Source organism: Rhodococcus sp. RS1C4, assembly GCF_002258225.1.
GTDB classification, from domain to species: Bacteria; Actinomycetota; Actinomycetes; order Mycobacteriales; family Mycobacteriaceae; genus Rhodococcoides; species Rhodococcoides fascians_E.
Map to the genome: position 1 here is coordinate 74,581 of NZ_NOXZ01000008.1, position 17,922 is coordinate 92,502.

Consider the following 17,922-nt stretch of genomic DNA (forward strand, 5'->3'; position numbering starts at 1 on the left):
CGGCTCCGCCGCACGTCAGCGGATCAGGGCCTGCTGAGAGCACTCACGTTGGCGTTGGTGGATTCCGACGCCTGTCCGGCGGCGGTGGCGAGCATGCCTTCGAGGACGTGCTTGCCCAGTGCGTTGTCGGCGGGAAGCTCGATGGGGTACTTGCCCGTGAAACATGCGGTGCACAGCCGAGATTCGGGCTGCTCCGACGCCGCGATCATGCCTTCGGTGGAGATGTAACCGAGGGAGTCGGCACCGATGGCTTGACGCACCCCTTCGAGGATTCCGTCCTCGGAGTCGACGCCGTTGGCGATCAACTCGGCGGGAGACGCGAAGTCGATACCGTAGAAGCATGGCCAGCGGACGGGCGGCGACGCGATCCGTACGTGGATCTCGAGCGCACCGGCTTCCCGCAGCATCCTGATCAGGGCGCGCTGAGTATTGCCGCGCACGATCGAATCGTCCACGACCACGAGCCTTTTGCCCCGAATGACCTCTTTGAGGGGGTTGAGCTTGAGGCGGATTCCGAGTTGCCGGATGGTCTGCGACGGCTGGATGAACGTACGTCCCACGTAGGCGTTCTTCATCAGTCCCTGGCCGTACGGAATTCCGGAGCCCTGCGCGAATCCGACGGCAGCGGGCGTTCCCGACTCGGGAACCGGAATCACCAGGTCACCCTCGGCGGGGTGCTCCTCGGCGAGCCGACGACCGATCTCGACGCGAGTGGAGTGCACCGAACGGCCACCGATGACGGAGTCCGGGCGCGCGAGGTAGACGTACTCGAACACGCAGCCCTTGGGTTCCGGCGCCGCGAACCGCGAGGAGCGAACACCGTCGGCGTCGATGGCCAGGAGTTCGCCCGGCTCGATGTCACGCACGAATGCGGCTCCGACGATGTCGAGCGCTGCGGTCTCGCTGGCGACGACCCATCCTCGGTCCAGGCGTCCGAGGGACAGCGGACGGATTCCGTGGGGATCACGCGCGGCGTACAGCGTGTGCTCGTCCATGAAGGTGAGGCAGAATGCGCCCTTCAGAGTGGGGAGCAGTTCCATCGCAGCTTGCTCGATGGTGCGGTCTGCGGCCTTGTGCGCCAGCAGTGCGGTGACGACATCGGAATCCGACGTGCCGTTGCCCTGCAACCGGTCGCTGATCAGGCCCTCTTCGCGGGCTCGCGTCGCCAGTTCGGCGAAGTTGACGAGGTTGCCGTTGTGGCCGAGGGCGATACCCGTACCGGCCGTCGTGGTCCGGAAGATCGGCTGCGCGTTCTCCCACGTCACCGAGCCGCTGGTGGAGTAGCGGCAGTGTCCGATGGCGACGTGCCCCGGCATGGCGCCGAGGGTCTGCTCGTCGAACACCTGGCTGACCAGGCCGAGATCTTTGAACACCAGGACCTGGGAACCGTCGGAGACGGCGATGCCGGCAGCTTCCTGGCCTCTGTGCTGCAATGCGTACAGGCCGTAATAGGAGAGCTTGGCTACATCCTCCCCCGGGGCCCACACTCCGAATACGCCGCATTCTTCCCGAGGTTCGTTCTCGGGTTCGTCTACAGGCTTGCCTACCAGAAGATTTGGACTGTCGACCGAGATATCGGCAGAGGTCACAACACTGCTCCCTTGGGGGACGGGGCGGGGGGCATGTACCAGTCTACGGGCACACAGGCCATGGCAACGCATCGTGGGCGAGTGACATTCCCCGGTTGTCTGTTTTGCGGTAACCGGCTGTCCACTTGGCCTACGTCAGGCACGCAGGATCGGTAACCAATGTCCGACTTCGCTCGCCCTGCTGCCCGACGCCGTGATCGAACCGTCGTTCAGGGCGTCGTCGAACGCTCGGACTCCGGTCGCGACCTCCAGCCACGTGCGCGGATCGGTCTCGACCACATTGGGAGGTGTGCCCCTGGTGTGCCGCGGGCCGACGATGCACTGCACCGCGACGAACGGCGGAACCCGAACCTCGACGCTGGACCCCGGCGCCACCTGGGCCAACGTGCGAGCGGTGGTGCGGACGGCGTCGGCGACGGCCGCGCGCGGCGGCTTGTCGAGGGAGGCGTCGCGCACCCAGTCGGCGACGGCCAGAACGGCGGTTCGAACCTGCTCGGGGGTGACCGTCTTACTCGGAGCCATGCCGATCAGCTTATTCGGGTCGTTCCTGCAGGCTCCACTCCCGGCTCAGGACGCGGTCCCCAGTGCACAGAAGTCCGCCCGGCAGGTCACATTCGGCCCTGCGCGGTCGAATTGTGTGCAGCCAGGACCGCTCCGGAGGCGTTCACCGCGTAGTGAAGAAGCATCGGCGCGAGAACACCGCCGCGGTGTCGGAGCCACGAGAACAACAGACCTGCCAGATAGGTGCCCGCCACCGTTCCGAGAACGGAATCCCCGGCAGCACGGGCGGGATGGATGTGCCAGAGGCCGAAGAACACCGGCGACAGCGACGGGGACACGTCGTCGAACACGGCTCTGAACACCAGCTCTTCGGTGACGACGGTTCCGATCGGGATCCGAAACAACACCCACTCGGCGAGGTTGTCGTCCGACGGTCGAACTCGGGTGGCCAGCGCGGGTACGGATGCGATCACGACCGAACCCAGGGCGGGTACCGCCGCCGCACCGAGCCCCCACTTCAGACCGCTTCGCCATTTGCTCAACCCGAGCGGAGCCCGTGTCACTGCGGCCAGCGAAATCCCGAACGCTGCGTTCACCACCGTGCGCGGTCGGTCAGGCAAGTTCAGCGCAGGTACGACGGCCGTACTCCATGCCGTCGTGACCGCGCCCAGAGCGAGACCTTTCACTTCTCGGGGCCGTCGCGACCTGCGTATTCGTCCATCACGGCGCGCACTTTCTCGGTGTCCTCCGCAGTCCATCCTGCGGGCGCCGCAACGGCGACCCAGCCGTCGAGAACGAGGGTCCCGTAGTTGTGACCGTGACCGTCGGGCACGCCCGCGGCGTTGGTCAGATCGGCTGCGACTTGCCAGAAGGTGACGATCGGGAACCAGCGCATGTCGGGCAGACGGTCGGGGCCAGGAGCTTCCGACAGCCAGTCGGGGCGCTCGAACAGCAGGTCGGGCGACCACCAGACGACCGGGTCGGACGCGTGCTGCACGTAGAGGATGCGGGGACTGAGCCACGGCTGACCCTCGGGCGGGATCCCGGACGAGTTGTCGGCGAAACGGACGACGAGACCATCGGCGTAGACGGGCCGTACTTCGGGGCTACCCGGGTCGCGGCGGTTCTTGAACTGGGACCACAGCCGGTTCGCGTTCGGCGGCCCGACCCACAGGACGCCGTCGACGCTGTCCCGGATCTCGGCGAGACCGTCGAAGGCACCTTCACCGGACTGCGTTCCGAGGCTTTCGCCGTAGACGTACAGCTTGGGCCTGGTGGCCTCCGGTTCCTGTAGCCAGCGCTCGTGGACCTTGTCGATCAACGCCTTACCCGCCTCGGCCGCTTTGTCGCGTTCGGCGAGGAACGAGATCCAACTGGGTAGGTAGGAGTACTGCGCGGCGACGGTGGCGACGTCGCCGCCGAACATCAGTTCCTCGGCTTCGATCGCGGTGGGGTTGACCCATCCGGTTCCCGTGGTCGGGACGACGACCAGGGCCTGACGCTCGAAGGCTCCGGTGCGTTCGAGTTCCTGTACGACGATGTCGAGCCGCTCGTCCTGTGTCTCGGCGGTCTCCAACCCGGCGTAGGCGCGGATCGGTTCCAGCGCAGGCTGTCCGAGGCCGTCGGAGATCTCCTGTGCGCTCAGTCCGCTGGAGACGAAGTTGCGTCCTTCGAATCCGAGGGTGTCCCAGGGCGCGAGAGATTGTGGGCTGCCGGATCGCTCGGGTTCGGTGGGTTGTTCTGCGCCTTCGCGAGTTTCGTTGTTCTGCAGGCTGAAGATCGAATTGGTGACGTCGGAGACTGCCCGCAGCAGAACACCTTGGACGAGCGCGATGACCAGAACGACGATGAGGACGACCCCGATGACGTTCGCGACCTCACGGGGCATCTTGACGACCTTGTTGAGCTGGCGCGCGACGAAGCGAACCAGGTCACGCAGCACACGCATGCCCGAGATGAACAGCGCGGCGACGCCGATGCTCAACGCACCGGTGCGGAAGTAGCCGGTGGTGGTCGTTCCCTCGGCGTCCATCAACGCGGCAAGTTCGCGCTGCCATCCGGCGGACAGGTACAGCATGTACAGCGATGCGAGGATCGCGAGCGGCGGGATGGCGAACTTGACGTAGAGCTCGACCCGACGCGGCAGGGGCCACCACGTCTTCCGGTCGAGGTACCACCTCCGAGCCGCCCAGCCGACGGCCACGCCGAACCCGTAACCGATGGCCGCGTTGATTCCGCCGATCAGCCCTTGGAACAACCAGTCGCGCGGCAGCAGCGACGGTGTCAGCGACCAGCAGAAGAACAGCGCGCTGAAGACGATGCCCGTGAAATCGAGTTTCAGCAGCCCCCACGCCCACATGACGAGGGGATGCCGTTCGGGAGAAGGCACCGCGAACTCGATCGGCAGACGGTGATGCGTGTGTTCACGCTCGACCGTGTCGACGGCCCCTTCCGATGCCTCTCCCCCGCTCACTGCCCTACCCGAAAAGTCTGGGAAGGGTGCTCTCGAAAGTGTCACGGAGTTCGGTCATCTCGACGGCGAACTGGCCCTGAACTTCGATCTCGTCCGAACCCTCGTCGACGACGCCGATGCGCGTCCACGGGAGGTTACGGGCGGTGCACATGCCGGTGAAGCGAGTCTCCTCGGTGCGCGGCACAGCGACGAGCACGCGGCCGGAGGACTCGGAGAACAAGGTGACGAACGGGTCGGCGCCTTCGGGAAGCAGGATGCGGCAACCGGTTTCGCCTGCCAACGCTGCCTCGACGACAGCCTGAGCCAGGCCGCCCTCGGAGAGATCGTGCGCGGCGGAGATCAGACCGTCACGAGATCCGGCGAGCAGAATGTCGGCGAGCAGCTGCTCGCGGGCCAGATCGACCTTCGGCGGCACGCCACCGAGATGATCGTGCTCGACCTGTGCCCAGATGGATCCGTCGAACTCGTCGTGGGTGTCGCCGAGGAGGATCAGTGTCTCGCCGGGCTCGAGGCCGAGTCCGGTGGGGACGCGGCGGTGCACGTCGTCGATGACACCGAGGACTCCGACGACCGGCGTCGGGAGGATCGCTTCGGAGCCCGTCTGGTTGTAGAAGCTGACGTTTCCGCCGGTGACGGGAATGCCGAGGGTGACGCAGCCGTCGGCGAGACCGCGAACGGCCTGCTGGAACTGCCACATGACGCCCGGATCCTCGGGTGATCCGAAGTTGAGGCAGTTGGTGACGGCCTTCGGGGTCGCACCGGTGACGGCGACGTTGCGGAACGCCTCGGCGAGCGCGAGTTGTGCGCCCTGGTACGGGTCGAGTGCGGTGTACCGGCCCGACGCGTCCGTGGCCAGCGCGATACCGCGGCCAGTCGTCTCGTCGATCCGAATCACACCGGCGTCAGCGTTCTCGGCCAGCACGGTATTCCCGCGGACGTAGCGGTCGTACTGCTCGGTGATGAACTTGCGGCTGCAGAGCTGTGGGCTGCCGATCATCTTCAGCAGCGTTGCCTTCAGTTCCTCGGCGGTCTCGGGACGCTTCAGCGACGCCGTGGTGTTCGCGACGAGTGCGTCCTGAGCGACGGGACGCTGCACGGGCCGCGAGTACACCGGGCCCTCGTGGGCGACGGTCTTCGGCGGAACGTCGACGACGGTCTCCCCGTGCCACGTGATCTCGAGGTTGTCACCGTCGGTGACCTCGCCGATCACCGTCGCGAGAACATCCCACTTCTTGCAGACGGCCATGAAATTGTCGACGTTCTCCGGCGTCACCACGGCGCACATGCGTTCCTGGGACTCGCTCGAGAGCACCTCGGCCGGGGTCATGCCGGTAGCGCGCATCGGGACCTGCTCGAGCGCGATGTGCATGCCACCACTGCCTGCCGACGCGAGTTCGGACGTCGCGCAGGACAATCCGGCGCCGCCGAGGTCCTGGATCCCGACGACGAGCTTCTCGGCATACAGCTCGAGACACGCCTCGATGAGGACCTTCTCGGTGAACGGGTCGCCGACCTGAACGGCAGGAAGCTTCTTCCTGCCGCCTCCCGTCTCATCACCGTCGAACGTCTCCGAGGCCAGCACGGACACGCCACCGATGCCGTCGAGACCCGTGCGAGCGCCGAACAGGATGATCTTGTTGCCCAGGCCCGACGCGAACGCGAGATGCATGTCCTCGACGCGCATGACACCTGCACACAGAGCGTTGAGCAGTGGGTTGCCCGCGTAGGAGGCGTCGAACACCGTTTCGCCGCCGACGTTGGGAAGGCCGAGCGAGTTTCCGTAGCCGCCGACGCCGGAGACGATGCCCGAGAGGACGCGACGTGTATCGGGCGCATCTGCAGCACCGAAACGCAGCTGGTCCATGACGGCGATGGGCCGCGCGCCCATGGCCATGATGTCGCGGACGATGCCGCCGACGCCCGTCGCCGCACCCTGGTAGGGCTCGACGTACGACGGGTGGTTGTGGCTTTCCACCTTGAACGTGACGGCCCATCCGTCACCGACGTCGACGACGCCTGCGTTCTCGCCGATGCCCGCGAGCATCGACTTACGCATCTCGTCGGTGGTGGTCTCGCCGAAGTACTTCAGGTGCACCTTGGAGGACTTGTAGGAGCAGTGCTCGCTCCACATGACGGAGTACATCGCCAGCTCGGCATCCGTCGGCCTGCGACCGAGGATTTCCTTGATGCGGGCGTACTCGTCGTCCTTGAGTCCGAGTTCTTTGTACGGCTGCGCAACATCCGGCGTAGCGACTGCGGCGGAGACAGTGTCAATTTTCACAAAGCTGTCGGACACGAGGAGTGGGGTCCCTTCCTGGAGCGAAATGCCAGGGGGAGTCTATCCGTGCAGGGTGACAGGCCCCAAAAGCAGCGTGCAAACATTGTGCCGTGGATACCCCTTCTGTCGCCTCTTCAGGCTCCGCTCCCATCGCGTTGACGGAGAACGATCTGGACGAATCGGGCGTCCTGACGCCTCAGATGGTGGTCAAGGGTGTGGATGTCCCCAGAAAAGCCGTTGTCTGCTTCTTCGCGGAAGTGATCGAGTCCATAGCCGGTCAGGGCAAGGCACGCGTCCTGTCGGTGCTTCGATCCGAGCACGGCGAGCATCCCGTCTACGAGATCGAGCGGGGCGGTGAACGGCTCGCCGTGTTCCATCCGGGAGTCGGCGCACCCCTGGCCGCACTGTTCCTCGAAGAGGCGATCGCGCTCGGCTGCTCGGAGTTCGTCGCCGTCGGGGGCGCGGGAGCACTGACCGATCAGCTCGGCATGGGTCACGTCATGGTTGTCGACAGCGCTGTCCGCGACGAGGGAACGTCGTTCCACTACCTCCCGCCCGGACGGGTCGTCGACGCCGATCCTGCAGGCGTCACGGTGCTGCAGAACGTGCTGACGGAGGCCGGGATCGCACACGTCACCGGTCGATCCTGGACCACCGACGCTTTGTACCGCGAAACCCGAAGCCGAGTCTCCCGGCGCGTCGACGAGGGCTGCCTGACGGTCGACATGGAAGCGTCGGCGTTCTGCGCGGTCGCCCGGTACCGCGGCGTGCGGTTCGCGCAACTGCTGTACGCGGGCGACTCCCTGGCCGCGGACTGGGAGCACCGCGGCTGGACCAAGGCAGGCACCGTCCGCGAGCAACTGTTCTGGCTCGCAGCCGACGCGTGCCTGCAGCTGAGCTAGCTAGGCCGACGGAGCCAGGAACGCAGCGAGGGCGTCGGCATAGGCCTTCACATCGGAGGCGCCCATGAGCTCGCGTGCGCTGTGCATGGCGAGCTGTGCGGCACCGACGTCGACGGTCGACAGGCCCGTCCGTGAGGCCGTGATCGGGCCGATCGTCGAACCGCAGGGCAGATCGGCGCGGTGAACGTAGCGCTGCAGCGGCACCCCCGCCTGGTCGCAGGCCAGCGCGAATGCTCCTGCACCCGCGGAATCCGTTGCGTACCTGAGGTTCTGGTTGACCTTGAGCACGGGCCCTCCACCGAGTTCGATGCGGTGCGCGGGTTCGTGTCGGTCCGGGTAGTTCGGATGCGTCGCATGCGCCATGTCACCGGAGGCGCAGATGGATCCGGCCATGGTGCGGAGGAACTCCTCGCGACCGCCGCCGCGGCCCAACACGATTCGCTCGAGCACCGTGTTGAGCAGGTCCGAGAACGCGCCACGGTCGGACATACTGCCGACTTCCTCGTGGTCGAACAATGCCAGCACCGGGGTGACGTCCGTCGGATTCTGCACTGCCGCAATCAAAGCCTGAGTACCCGCGTAGCACGTTCCCTGGTTGTCGAGCCTCGGTGCGCTGACCAGTTCGCTCTGGGCGCCGACGACTGCGCTGGGCGCGAGGTCGTGCGTCATCAGCTCCCACCCGAGAACCGACGACGGGTCGACGCCTTCGCGTTCCGCGACGAACGAGATGAACGATCGCGGTGAATTACCCACGCCCCAAATGGCATTGACGTGTCGTTGCGGGTCCAAGGTCACGCCCTTGCGATCCTCGGACAGGTGAATTGCGAGCTGCGGGACACGGAGAATCGGTTCGTCGACCTTGACGAGCACCTCACGCAGCCCGTTGCCGTCGCGCACACTGAGTCGACCGGACACACCGAGATCGCGGTCGAGCCAGGAATTGAGCCACGCTCCCCCGTACGGCTCGAGGCCGACCATCTGCCATCCCGCCGACTCCAGATCAGGGTGCTGCTTGACGCGCAGGTTGGGGCTGTCGGTGTGTCCGCCGACGATCCGGAATGCAGTACTGCTGCTCTCGGTACTCCAGGCGACGAGCGACCCGCCGCGGATGAGGTAGTACCGCCCTGCCTCGGCCGGCCAGGCTTCGGTCTCGTCGACGCGGACGAAACCTACCTCCTCGAGCTGCACCGCTACGGTGCGGCACACATGGAACGGCGACGGCGACACGTCGACGAAATTGCACAGACCAGCGGCAGACGCAAGAGACGACATGGGAACCATTGTGTCAGTAGCTGCGTCGAACAGAGCAAGGACCACACATCGACTCGGGGGCGTCATGAATCATCTGGCAGCGCAGGCATCGGGACCGGCTACGACAGCCATCGTCCGCAAGAAAGTGATCGAGGCATTCGGCAGGCACGGGGTGAAGCTGACGAAGATCGACGCCACCACTCTGAAGACCGACGACGGCCACCACGTGACGCTCGAGAATCTGACGGCACGCTGCCTCGGTGCTCCGCGGAAGTACTGGGGCGAGATCATCGAGATCCATGTCGCAACCATGCTCGAGTCACAGCGACTGAGTGACCCGCAGTATCTGCTGAACATGCCGGACGACGAGTTCTACATGCGATTGCGTGAGCGGGTCACTGCGCCGAGCGCGTTGCCGGGCAGGGGCGACTTCCGCTATTCGACTCCGCTGGTCGATGCGCCGAATTCACCACGCCGAGTGCTGAACCTGACGTTTCCGGACCTTGCGTTGACTCTCGAAGGTCGGTATCTGGAGAATCGAGACCTCGAGGCCGCGTGGGCGTTCGGTCGCGACAACACAGCCGCGATGACCTTCGACGATCGCGAAACACTGACCAAGGACGATGTGACGATCGACGTGTGCAAAGGCGATTCGATCTATCTCGCATCCAAGGTCGCGAACATGCCCACGCTGATCGCCGATCACCTCGGCGATTCACCGTTCGGCGTTCTGTTCGTCGTTCCCAATGCCTACGAGATCGACTACTACAAACCCTTCGAGTTCGACGCCACCGTTCGTGCGTCGACACTGCTCGTGCAGTTGGCGCGCATATTCTCTCGGGACACCCCGAATCCGCTGTCCCAGGATCTCTACTTCTGGCGTGACGGGCAGTACTGCCAGGTCAACGGTAGTTCGTCGGCAGATCTGTTCGAGCGGACTCTCGCGGAGCTCTAGTGCGCGCCCGAGACGCAGAATGCGTTTCCGTCCGGATCGGTCAGGGTGACCCAGCGGAATTCGCCCATCGTGTGCTCGTCGACCTTGGACGCACCCGAATCGACCAGAGCCGTCACCTCGGTGTCGAGATCCGCCGTCGTCAGATCCAGGTGGATTCGGTTCTTGCCCGGCGTCGGGTCGTCGACCTTCTGGAAGGCAAGGCGGTACGGCGCCGAGGGCAGCGAGACGGTGTAGAACCACCCGTCGTTCTCTTCTTCGATGGTTCCGCCGGTCCTGGCCGCCCACCACGTCGCGAGCGGTCCAGGATCGGAGGAGTCGATCGTGATCATCACCGGTGTCAGGGTGATGCGTCGGAGAATAGACCCTGCTTCCTGCTAGGCCGAGACGATTGCGTCCAGTGCCGAGTAGAAGATGCCGAGGCCGTCGTCGCTGGGGCCGGTGAGGGGCTCGGTGGCGTGCTCGGGATGCGGCATGAGTCCGACGACGCGGCCGTTGGGCGAGGAGATTCCGGCGATGTCCCGCTGGCTACCGTTCGGGTTGGATCCGCTGTAGCGGAACACGACGCGGCCTTCGCCCTCGAGCTCGTCGAGCACGTTCTGTGATGCCTGGAACCGGCCTTCGGCGTTCTTGACCGGGATCAGGATCTCGGCACCCGTCTCGTAGCGCGACGACCACGCGGTGTCCGAGTTCTCCACTTTCAGCCACTGGTCGCGGCAGACGAAGTGCAGGCCCTCGTTGCGGGTCAGCGCGCCGGGAAGCAGGCCGACTTCACACAGAACTTGGAAGCCGTTGCAGATGCCGAGGACCGGCATGCCGCCTTCGGCCGCCTTGACGACGGATTCCATGACGGGTGCGAACCGGGCGATCGCGCCTGCACGCAGGTAGTCGCCGTAGGAGAACCCGCCGGGGACGACGATGGCGTCCACGTTCTTCAGGTCCGCGTCGGCGTGCCACAGACTGACGGCCTCGCCGCCGGCGAGCGTCACGGCGCGGGAGGCGTCGACGTCGTCGAGAGTTCCGGGGAAGGTGATGACCCCCACGCGGGCGGACGAGTTGCGTGTGCTCATGCTTCTCGGGTGACCTTCCAGTCCTCGATGACGGTGTTCGCGAGGAGCGATTCCGCGATCTTCTCGAGCTCGGCGTCGTCGACGCTGTCGTCGACCTCCAACTCGAACCGCTTGCCCTGCCTGACGTCGGAGACGCCTGCTACGCCGAGACGACCAAGCGCGCCTGCGATGGCCTGACCCTGCGGGTCGAGGATTTCGGCCTTGGGCATGACATCGACAACTACTCGGGCCACGAGGGAGCTCCTTGGATAAGACAAATACCGGCGGTGAAGAGTTTACGCAGCACCAGCGCGAGCCGCGAAACTGCGCTTAGTGTGGAGGAATGAAGCTGACGCACTTCGGACATTCCTGTGTACTCGTCGAGCTGAACGGCACCACGGTGCTGTTCGATCCCGGCAACTTCTCACACGGCTTCGAGGGCATCACCGGGCTCGACGCCATTCTGATCACCCACCAGCACCCCGACCACGTCGACCTCGAGCGTCTTCCTGCACTGGTGGACGGCAATCCGAACGCAGCGTTGTACGCGGATCCGATGACCGCGTCGCAGCTCGGCGAGCGGTGGATGGCCACACACGCGGGCCAGACGTTCTCCGTCGGCGGCATCCAGGTGAGTGGTGTCGGCGGAACCCATGCCGTCATCCACCCCGAACTGCCCGTGATCGACAACACTGGCTATCTGCTGGGGACACCGGAGAATCCGGGGCAACTGTTCCATCCCGGCGACTCGTTGTTCGTTCCCGAGCAGAAGGTGGACGTGCTGGCGCTCCCGACTGCGGCGCCGTGGTCGAAGCTCTCGGAGAACGTCGAGTTTCTGCGCGCAGTCGCACCTCGGATCGCGTTCCCGATCCACCAGGCCGTCGTCGCCGAGGAGGCCAGGGGAATCTACTACGGCCGGTTCAAGGACATGGCCGACGAAAAGACCGAATTCCGCGAGCTTCCTCAGGAATCCTCCCTCTCCATGTGAGTAAAAATGTAGGCCGGGGACAGACGCGGAGCCTGCGGAGCGACCCGATGGCACTGTCATCTCCACTCACATCAACGGGTCACCTCGGGCGGCAGAGTGTCCAGCATGATCACGGAGCTTCCGTCCCACTGGTAGCGGATTGCGACGGGGCCACCTTCGGGTGCTCCGAACGCCTCGTCGGCGACGAGCCAGCGATAGTTCACGGTGATCGTGTCGGCGGTCTGGGTTGCAACACTCGTGAAGCTGTACGGCGCTGCCGTCGCCGTGCCGAGGTACACACCGTTGCCGAAGAACAGAATGTGCTCCGGTGTGCTCGCGGTTGCATAGGGCGACGCCGCAGCTTCCACCCACGTGAACGCCGCACAGGGATCACCTGTCCGGCCTGCGGTCCAGGCTTCGTCCGGGAAGTATCGCGGAATGGATGCCACAGCATCGGAGACCACGGCAGCGTCCACACATGTCGCCGGCTGGACCGGGGTCACTGTCGGAGCTGCGTCCGCCGTCGGGATCCTGATGTCCGACGGAAGGGCAGGGACCGGCGACGGAACCACGACCGACGGCAGCGCGCCCACCGAGGGTGCAACCGTCGGCGCCGCGGCCTGCTGCCCCGGCGCGGCAGTGGATTCCGACACTGCGGTCGCTGTGCCGCCATCGGTGTTTCCGCAGGCCACAGCGGCCATCATGCAGAGGGTCACGAGCACGATTCTTTTCATGGCGCCGCCTCGACATCGATTGCATCGTCGAGGGTTACATCCACTGGACCAGGTGGTCCGTTACGTTACGATCTCATAACCCCGCGAGCGGTCAGGCTGCTCTCACCCTGCGAATGTGTTCGTACACGCCCGGTGTTGCACCGCTGTAGAGCGCCAGGTCGACCGCGTCCAGGATTGCCTGCCGGGGACCGCTGCGGCCCAGTTGTTTTGCGCTGACCGCCAATCGGACGGTGCCGCCGCGTCGGGCGGTACGTCCGGCGCCGATGACCAGTGCTCGACACCACCAGGGTTCGGCTTTGAAGCCTTCGCCGATGCCCAGGACTCGTGCTCGCACGAGCGATCCCGTGTCCAGATCGTGAATTGCACTGAGGCCGGCGATCATTCGAAAGCCGGCCTCGGGCAGAGCGGCAACTGCTCCGGGTGATGCGATCCACCTCGGCGCTGCGAACACCCTTGTGCGTAAGCCGGTCTGCTCCATGACCCGGTCGGCGGCCATGAGCCGCAGCCGTGCTTCGTGACGTGGAAGTGCTGCGAATTCGGCTCGGCGACGCTTGGTCGCGGCCTGGTCGTACCCGTGCAGGACTATCGCATCCCCCAGGTCCCGACGCCCTCGCAGCCAGTCCTGGGTGTTCTCGTCTTTCGTGAGCCGGTACTTGTCCTTCAGCCGCGGCGCAACGAGAAGCGACTGGGCGACGCCGCGCTTGTCCAGTTCGAGGGCGAACTCCGCTGCGTTGTCGCAGGTGTCGTCCCTGATTCCGCTCACCGACACGATCAGTGCTCCAGACATGCCGCGAGCCTCGCACACCGATGTGAACGAGGCTCGACGGCAGAATTGATCGCGTCTAAACGGCGATGTTCTCCTTGGGCAGGATCTTGTCGATCGCAGCCAGTACTTCAGGGGCGTCCGGCTCGGTACGTGGGCGGAAGCGGTTGGTGACGACGCCCTCGGGTGAGATCAGGAACTTCTCGAAGTTCCACTGGATGTCTCCTGCGACGCCTTCTGCGTCCTCGGTCTTGGTGAGCTCCGCGTAGAGCGGGTGCCGGTTCTCTCCGTTGACCTCGATCTTCTCCGTGATGGGGAAGGTGACGCCGTAGGTGGTGGAGCAGAACGTTTCGATTTCCTCGGCGGTGCCGGGCTCCTGACCACCGAACTGGTTGCAAGGAACGCCGATGACGGACAGTCCCTTCGCCGAGTATTCGGTGGCAAGCTTCTCGAGTGTGGCGTACTGAGGCGTCAGGCCGCACTTCGAGGCGACATTCACCACGAGGACGGCTCTGCCCGCGTACTCGTCGAGCGAGGTGGGCGCACCGCCCAGCGTGTTGATGCCGATGTTCTGGACTTCAGTCATTCCACGAACTTACCTGTGGGTACCGACTTCTGGTGAGTTGGCTGTCCGAACACACAAGAGCGACCCTCCGAGTGGGAGGGCCGCTCTTGTACTACACGCCTGGTGACGGGGGGTGCGCGTCACCAGGCGGGGTCTTTTACGCCTTGGCTGCGGCTTTATCGAGCTCGACGCGCTTGTCGTCTTCCGGGAGATGGTCGTCGACCATGGTCTCCTCGTCGAACGGCAGGTCTCCGTCGAGGACGGTCTTGACGCGTGACGCGTCGATCGTCTTGGTCCAGGTTCCCACGAGAAGGGTTGCAACTGCGTTGCCGGAGAAGTTCGTGAGTGCCCGGGCCTCGGACATGAACCGGTCGATGCCGACGATCATGCCGACGCCGTCGAGCAGTTCGGGGCGGTGGCTCTGCAGGCCGCCCGCGAGGGTTGCCAGACCGGCACCGGAGACTCCGGCAGCACCCTTCGACGCGATGATCATGAAGAGCAGCAAGGAGAACTGCTCGGGGATCGAGAGCGGCATGTTCATCGCGTCGGCGATGAAGATCGACGCCATGGTCAGGTAGATGGCGGTGCCGTCGAGGTTGAACGAGTATCCGGTCGGGACGACGATGCCGACGGTGGTGCGCTCGACGCCGACATGCTCCATCTTGGCGATCAGACGCGGCAGAGCCGACTCGGACGAGCTCGTCGCGACGATGAGCAGGTATTCGCGCCCCAGGTACTTGGCCAGCTTGAAGATCGAGAAGCCGGACACGAACTTCAGGATCAGGCCGAGGAAGCCGAACACGAAGATGAAGCACGTGATGTAGAACGCCAGCATCAGTGTGCCGAGCTGAACGACAGCGTCGAATCCGGTCTTGCCGACCACACCGGCGATGGCGCCGAAAGCGCCGATCGGGGCGAGCCACAGGATCATCGTCAGGATGCGGAACACGAGCTTCTGCACTGCGCCGATGCCCTTGAGGATGCCCTCGCCCTGCTTGCCCATGGCCTGGAGTGCGAAGCCGACGAGGATGGCGACGAACAACGTCTGCAGCACCGAGCCTGCGGTCAAGGACGACAACAGCGACTCGGGGATGATTCCGGCGATGAAGTCCATCGTGCCGCCTGCACCTTCGGCGTCCTCGGCGTACTCCGAACCACCGCCTGGCACGATGTTCAGGCCGGTGCCTGGCTGGATCAAGTTGCCGACGACCATGCCGATGCCGAGGGCGATCGTCGACATTCCGATGAAGTAGGCGAGCGCGAGCCCGCCGACCTTGCCGACACTGGCTGCAGCTTTGACCGAGCCGATGCCGAGAACGATGGTGCAGAAGATGACCGGGCTGATCATCATCTTGATCAAGCTGACGAACAGGGTGCCGAGCACTGCGAGCTCGACACCGAAGTCCTTCCACAGGAGACCGACGGCAACACCGGCGACCACGGCGATGATCACCGCGATGTAGAGCCAGTGCGTCTTGTCGCGCTTCTTCTTCGGTTCCGGCGCCGGATTCCGGTTTTCAGCATCGATGCTGGTAGTCATGGGTACGTCCTTTGTGACTAATGGAGTGAGTTGGATCACGCCTTGCTAGAGGACGATGTTGGTGGAATTCGTGACCGTAGTCACGAATACGTTCATTCTGTTCACGAGAACCGGGTACGAAACAAAGGAACGAAACGTGGCGAAGCGTCCGACGAGCGTTGCAGGGCAAGTTCTGATCCTGCAATTGATCGTCATGGCCGTCATCGTGCTTGCCGGCGGGTTCCTGACCATCGTCAACGAGCGGTCCAACAGCGACGAGGCGACCCGCCGCGAGGTCATCGCCGTCGCGGCGAGCATCGCCAACGAACCGTCGACGCCGACGGCGATCGCCTCGGACGACCCCACTGCGTACCTGCAACCGGAGACCGAACGAATTCGAAAGGTCACCGGCGTCGACTTCATCGTCGTGATGGCGCCGGACCGAACTCGTTTCACTCACACCACCGTCGACCTGATCGGTCAGCCGTTCAGCGGCAACATCGAACGCGCACTCGAGGGTGAGACGTTCACCGAGACCTACGTCGGGTCGCTCGGTCCCTCGATCCGCGCGGTGACGCCGGTGACCGACTCCACCGGCGCCATCGTCGGCCTGGTGTCGGCCGGGGTGACGAGGGACAAGATCAGCGATCAGTTCCTGGCCGGGCTTCCTCTCATCGTCGGGGTGGTGATCTCGGCCTTCATCGTCGCCGCCGGCGGCTCGGTGGCACTGAGCCGACGACTTCGTCGTCAGACGTTGGGCATGGCGCCGGACGAGTTGCGTTCGATGTACGAGCATCACGACGCCGTTCTGCACTCCATCAGCGAAGGGTTGCTCGTGTTCGGCAAGCGGGACACGGCGGAAATCGTCAACGACGAGGCCAGGCGGCTCCTCGATCTCCCCGACGGCCCTGTTCGACGGACGGACCTGCCGGAATCACTGCAGCACATGACGTCCGGCGGCGAACTCCACCTGACCGAAACCCGCGTGCTGGTCGTCAACTCCGACCCGGTGATGTGGGAGGGTCGACGCCTCGGCGACGTTCTCACGATCCGCGATCGAACGGAATTGCAAGGGGTGATCGGTGAACTCGATTCGGTGCGGAGCTTCGCCGAATCGCTGCGTTCGCAGGCGCACGAGTCCGCGAATCGCCTGCACACCGTCATCACGATGGTGGAACTCGGTCGGCCGCAGGAAGCTGTCGAGTTCGCGACTGCGGACCTCGAACTGTCGCAGAACTTGATCGACCGATTGATGAGTGCCGTGGGTGAACCCGCTCTGGCCGCCTTGTTGTTGGGCAAAGTCAGTCAGGCAGCCGAGCAGAGCGTCGAACTCACGATCACCGAGGACACAGCACTCGAACATGCCGGCATCGTCACTCCGCGGGAATTGGTCACGCTGGTCGGTAATTTGATAGACAATGCAATCGATGCGTCGAAGGAAGCAGAGCAGCCGTGGGTCGAAGTGACGGTGCGTGATTCGGAATCGGAGCTGATGGTTCGGGTGTCCGACAGCGGCCCGGGGATGCCCGCCGACGTACTGAGAACTGCACTGACCCGCGGATACTCGACCAAATCCGGGTCGCGCGGCCTGGGTCTGGCACTGGTGACACAGGTGGTCAATCGGTATCGCGGATCGCTGACCTCCGAGGTCACCTACGGTTCGGTGTTGACCGCGACCATTCCGCTGGGGAGGCCCTCGTGATCCGAGTGTTGATAGTCGAGGACGAACCGTTGATCGCCGAGGCGCATCGCAGCTACGTCGAGCGCGTTCCGGGTTTCACCGTCGTCGCCCTGGCGCACACAGGGTCGGCCGCACTGCGGGCCGCAGCCGAAGCCGTCGAACCGATCGACCTGGTGCTGCTGGACATCGGCCTGCCCGATTCCAACGGCATCGACGTCGCCGCAGCGCTCGGCGGCCTCCGGCCCAGCCCGGACGTCATCGCCATCACGTCGGAGCGTGACCTCTCGGTGGTCCGATCCGCCGTGGCCCACGGTGTCGTTCTGTACCTACTGAAGCCGTTCACGTTCGCCGCGTTTCGGGACAAGCTGGACCGGTACCGCGAGTTCCACGACGCCCTTCCCGCGGGAGAGAACGCCGCGAGCCAGCGGGACATAGACCGCGCGATGTCCCACCTGCGCACCGCGGACGAACGCGCCTCGACCCCGAAAGGCATTGCACCGCAGACGATGGACGGCGTCACCGCAATCGTCCGCGACGCCCCCGACGGGCTCAACGCGTCCGAGGCCGCCAAGCTCGTCGGAGTCTCGCGCGTGACGGCCTGGCGGTACCTCGAGCGCCTCGCCGACGACGGCCTGGTCACCCGGAACACCGAGTACGGAAAGGCCGGTCGCCCGCAGGTCAGGTACGTCTGGCGCTGA

The 17,922-nt window shown here is 64.9% G+C and carries 18 protein-coding genes; 5 read left to right on the forward strand and 13 right to left on the reverse strand.

The window, feature by feature from the left end:
• Window positions 1-23: 23 nt before the first annotated feature.
• The 5 genes from purF to purL form a co-directional block, all read right to left on the reverse strand.
• Window positions 24-1,589, reverse strand: a complete 1,566-nt coding sequence (purF, locus tag CH289_RS02910) for an amidophosphoribosyltransferase (RefSeq protein WP_026348179.1) — start codon at window positions 1,587-1,589, stop codon at window positions 24-26.
• Between the two features lie 135 nt (window positions 1,590-1,724).
• The gene (locus CH289_RS02915; RefSeq protein ID WP_019667370.1) at window positions 1,725-2,111 is read right to left on the reverse strand and encodes a sterol carrier family protein; all 387 of its coding nucleotides are present in this window, start codon (window positions 2,109-2,111) and stop codon (window positions 1,725-1,727) included.
• An 86-nt stretch (window positions 2,112-2,197) separates the two neighbouring features.
• Window positions 2,198-2,776 (reverse strand): CPBP family intramembrane glutamic endopeptidase, encoded by a 579-nt coding sequence (locus CH289_RS02920; RefSeq protein WP_094727205.1) that lies wholly within the window; start codon window positions 2,774-2,776, stop codon window positions 2,198-2,200.
• Complete coding sequence (locus CH289_RS02925; protein WP_020111555.1) at window positions 2,773-4,563, reverse strand: alpha/beta hydrolase; 1,791 nt, start codon at window positions 4,561-4,563, stop codon at window positions 2,773-2,775. The genes CH289_RS02920 and CH289_RS02925 overlap by 4 nt, the downstream gene beginning before the upstream one ends.
• A 4-nt stretch (window positions 4,564-4,567) precedes the next feature.
• Window positions 4,568-6,844: a phosphoribosylformylglycinamidine synthase subunit PurL gene (purL, locus tag CH289_RS02930; RefSeq protein ID WP_094727207.1), complete on the reverse strand. Its 2,277-nt coding sequence runs from the start codon at window positions 6,842-6,844 to the stop codon at window positions 4,568-4,570.
• Window positions 6,845-6,951: 107 nt separating this feature from the next.
• Between purL and CH289_RS02935 the strand changes: the two genes are divergently transcribed.
• Complete coding sequence (locus CH289_RS02935; protein ID WP_230621130.1) at window positions 6,952-7,743, forward strand: nucleoside phosphorylase; 792 nt, start codon at window positions 6,952-6,954, stop codon at window positions 7,741-7,743.
• Here the strand turns inward: CH289_RS02935 and CH289_RS02940 are convergent, their stop codons facing one another.
• Entirely contained in the window at window positions 7,744-9,024 is a 1,281-nt protein-coding gene (locus CH289_RS02940; RefSeq protein ID WP_019667375.1) for a M18 family aminopeptidase, read from the reverse strand.
• Window positions 9,025-9,079: 55 nt separating this feature from the next.
• On the opposite strand from CH289_RS02940, the gene CH289_RS02945 reads away from it, so the two are divergent.
• On the forward strand, window positions 9,080-9,949 hold the full coding sequence (locus tag CH289_RS02945) for a hypothetical protein (RefSeq protein ID WP_033190665.1): 870 nt from the start codon (window positions 9,080-9,082) through the stop codon (window positions 9,947-9,949).
• Here the strand turns inward: CH289_RS02945 and CH289_RS02950 are convergent.
• The 3 genes from CH289_RS02950 to purS are packed head-to-tail and all read right to left on the reverse strand — an operon-like array spanning window position 9,946 to window position 11,249.
• Window positions 9,946-10,296 (reverse strand): VOC family protein, encoded by a 351-nt coding sequence (locus CH289_RS02950; RefSeq protein ID WP_019667377.1) that lies wholly within the window; start codon window positions 10,294-10,296, stop codon window positions 9,946-9,948. The genes CH289_RS02945 and CH289_RS02950 overlap by 4 nt on opposite strands.
• Before the next feature lie 27 nt (window positions 10,297-10,323).
• Window positions 10,324-11,016: a phosphoribosylformylglycinamidine synthase subunit PurQ gene (gene purQ / locus CH289_RS02955; RefSeq protein WP_019667378.1), complete on the reverse strand. Its 693-nt coding sequence runs from the start codon at window positions 11,014-11,016 to the stop codon at window positions 10,324-10,326.
• Entirely contained in the window at window positions 11,013-11,249 is a 237-nt protein-coding gene (purS, locus tag CH289_RS02960) for a phosphoribosylformylglycinamidine synthase subunit PurS (protein ID WP_026348182.1), read from the reverse strand. Before purS ends, purQ begins: the two co-directional genes overlap by 4 nt.
• Before the next feature lie 89 nt (window positions 11,250-11,338).
• On the opposite strand from purS, the gene CH289_RS02965 reads away from it, so the two are divergent.
• Window positions 11,339-11,983 carry an MBL fold metallo-hydrolase gene (locus CH289_RS02965; RefSeq protein WP_094727209.1) on the forward strand — a complete coding sequence of 215 codons (645 nt, stop codon included), beginning with the start codon at window positions 11,339-11,341 and terminating at the stop codon, window positions 11,981-11,983.
• A gap of 71 nt (window positions 11,984-12,054) precedes the next feature.
• Here CH289_RS02965 and CH289_RS02970 read toward each other — a convergent pair whose 3' ends face one another.
• The 4 genes from CH289_RS02970 to CH289_RS02985 form a co-directional block, all read right to left on the reverse strand.
• The gene (locus tag CH289_RS02970) at window positions 12,055-12,696 is read right to left on the reverse strand and encodes an LppP/LprE family lipoprotein (RefSeq protein ID WP_094727211.1); all 642 of its coding nucleotides are present in this window, start codon (window positions 12,694-12,696) and stop codon (window positions 12,055-12,057) included.
• A 91-nt stretch (window positions 12,697-12,787) separates the two neighbouring features.
• Window positions 12,788-13,483, reverse strand: a complete 696-nt coding sequence (locus CH289_RS02975; RefSeq protein ID WP_094727213.1) for a DUF2334 domain-containing protein — start codon at window positions 13,481-13,483, stop codon at window positions 12,788-12,790.
• 55 nt (window positions 13,484-13,538) lie between these two features.
• Window positions 13,539-14,045 carry a glutathione peroxidase gene (locus tag CH289_RS02980; RefSeq protein ID WP_019667383.1) on the reverse strand — a complete coding sequence of 169 codons (507 nt, stop codon included), beginning with the start codon at window positions 14,043-14,045 and terminating at the stop codon, window positions 13,539-13,541.
• Window positions 14,046-14,181: 136 nt separating this feature from the next.
• Window positions 14,182-15,564 carry a C4-dicarboxylate transporter DctA gene (locus CH289_RS02985; protein WP_019667384.1) on the reverse strand — a complete coding sequence of 461 codons (1,383 nt, stop codon included), beginning with the start codon at window positions 15,562-15,564 and terminating at the stop codon, window positions 14,182-14,184.
• A 193-nt stretch (window positions 15,565-15,757) separates the two neighbouring features.
• Here CH289_RS02985 and CH289_RS02990 point away from each other — a divergent pair, with 193 nt between their 5' ends.
• The gene (locus tag CH289_RS02990) at window positions 15,758-17,245 is read left to right on the forward strand and encodes a sensor histidine kinase (RefSeq protein ID WP_256976961.1); all 1,488 of its coding nucleotides are present in this window, start codon (window positions 15,758-15,760) and stop codon (window positions 17,243-17,245) included.
• The gene (locus CH289_RS02995; RefSeq protein ID WP_019667386.1) at window positions 17,242-17,922 is read left to right on the forward strand and encodes a response regulator; all 681 of its coding nucleotides are present in this window, start codon (window positions 17,242-17,244) and stop codon (window positions 17,920-17,922) included. Before CH289_RS02990 ends, CH289_RS02995 begins: the two co-directional genes overlap by 4 nt.

Bases quoted from the DNA above. Each gene is read 5' to 3' on its own strand.
- CH289_RS02915 (WP_019667370.1), bottom strand. From the start codon at position 2,111: ATGGCTCCGAGTAAGACGGTCACCCCCGAGCAGGTTCGAACCGCCGTT.
- CH289_RS02940 (WP_019667375.1), bottom strand. From the start codon at position 9,024: ATGGTTCCCATGTCGTCTCTTGCGTCTGCCGCTGGTCTGTGCAATTTC.
- CH289_RS02945 (WP_033190665.1), top strand. From the start codon at position 9,080: ATGAATCATCTGGCAGCGCAGGCATCGGGACCGGCTACGACAGCCATC.
- purQ (WP_019667378.1), bottom strand. From the start codon at position 11,016: ATGAGCACACGCAACTCGTCCGCCCGCGTGGGGGTCATCACCTTCCCC.
- CH289_RS02965 (WP_094727209.1), top strand. From the start codon at position 11,339: ATGAAGCTGACGCACTTCGGACATTCCTGTGTACTCGTCGAGCTGAAC.
- CH289_RS02970 (WP_094727211.1), bottom strand. From the start codon at position 12,696: ATGAAAAGAATCGTGCTCGTGACCCTCTGCATGATGGCCGCTGTGGCC.
- CH289_RS02975 (WP_094727213.1), bottom strand. From the start codon at position 13,483: ATGTCTGGAGCACTGATCGTGTCGGTGAGCGGAATCAGGGACGACACC.
- CH289_RS02980 (WP_019667383.1), bottom strand. From the start codon at position 14,045: ATGACTGAAGTCCAGAACATCGGCATCAACACGCTGGGCGGTGCGCCC.
- CH289_RS02985 (WP_019667384.1), bottom strand. From the start codon at position 15,564: ATGACTACCAGCATCGATGCTGAAAACCGGAATCCGGCGCCGGAACCG.
- CH289_RS02990 (WP_256976961.1), top strand. From the start codon at position 15,758: ATGGCCGTCATCGTGCTTGCCGGCGGGTTCCTGACCATCGTCAACGAG.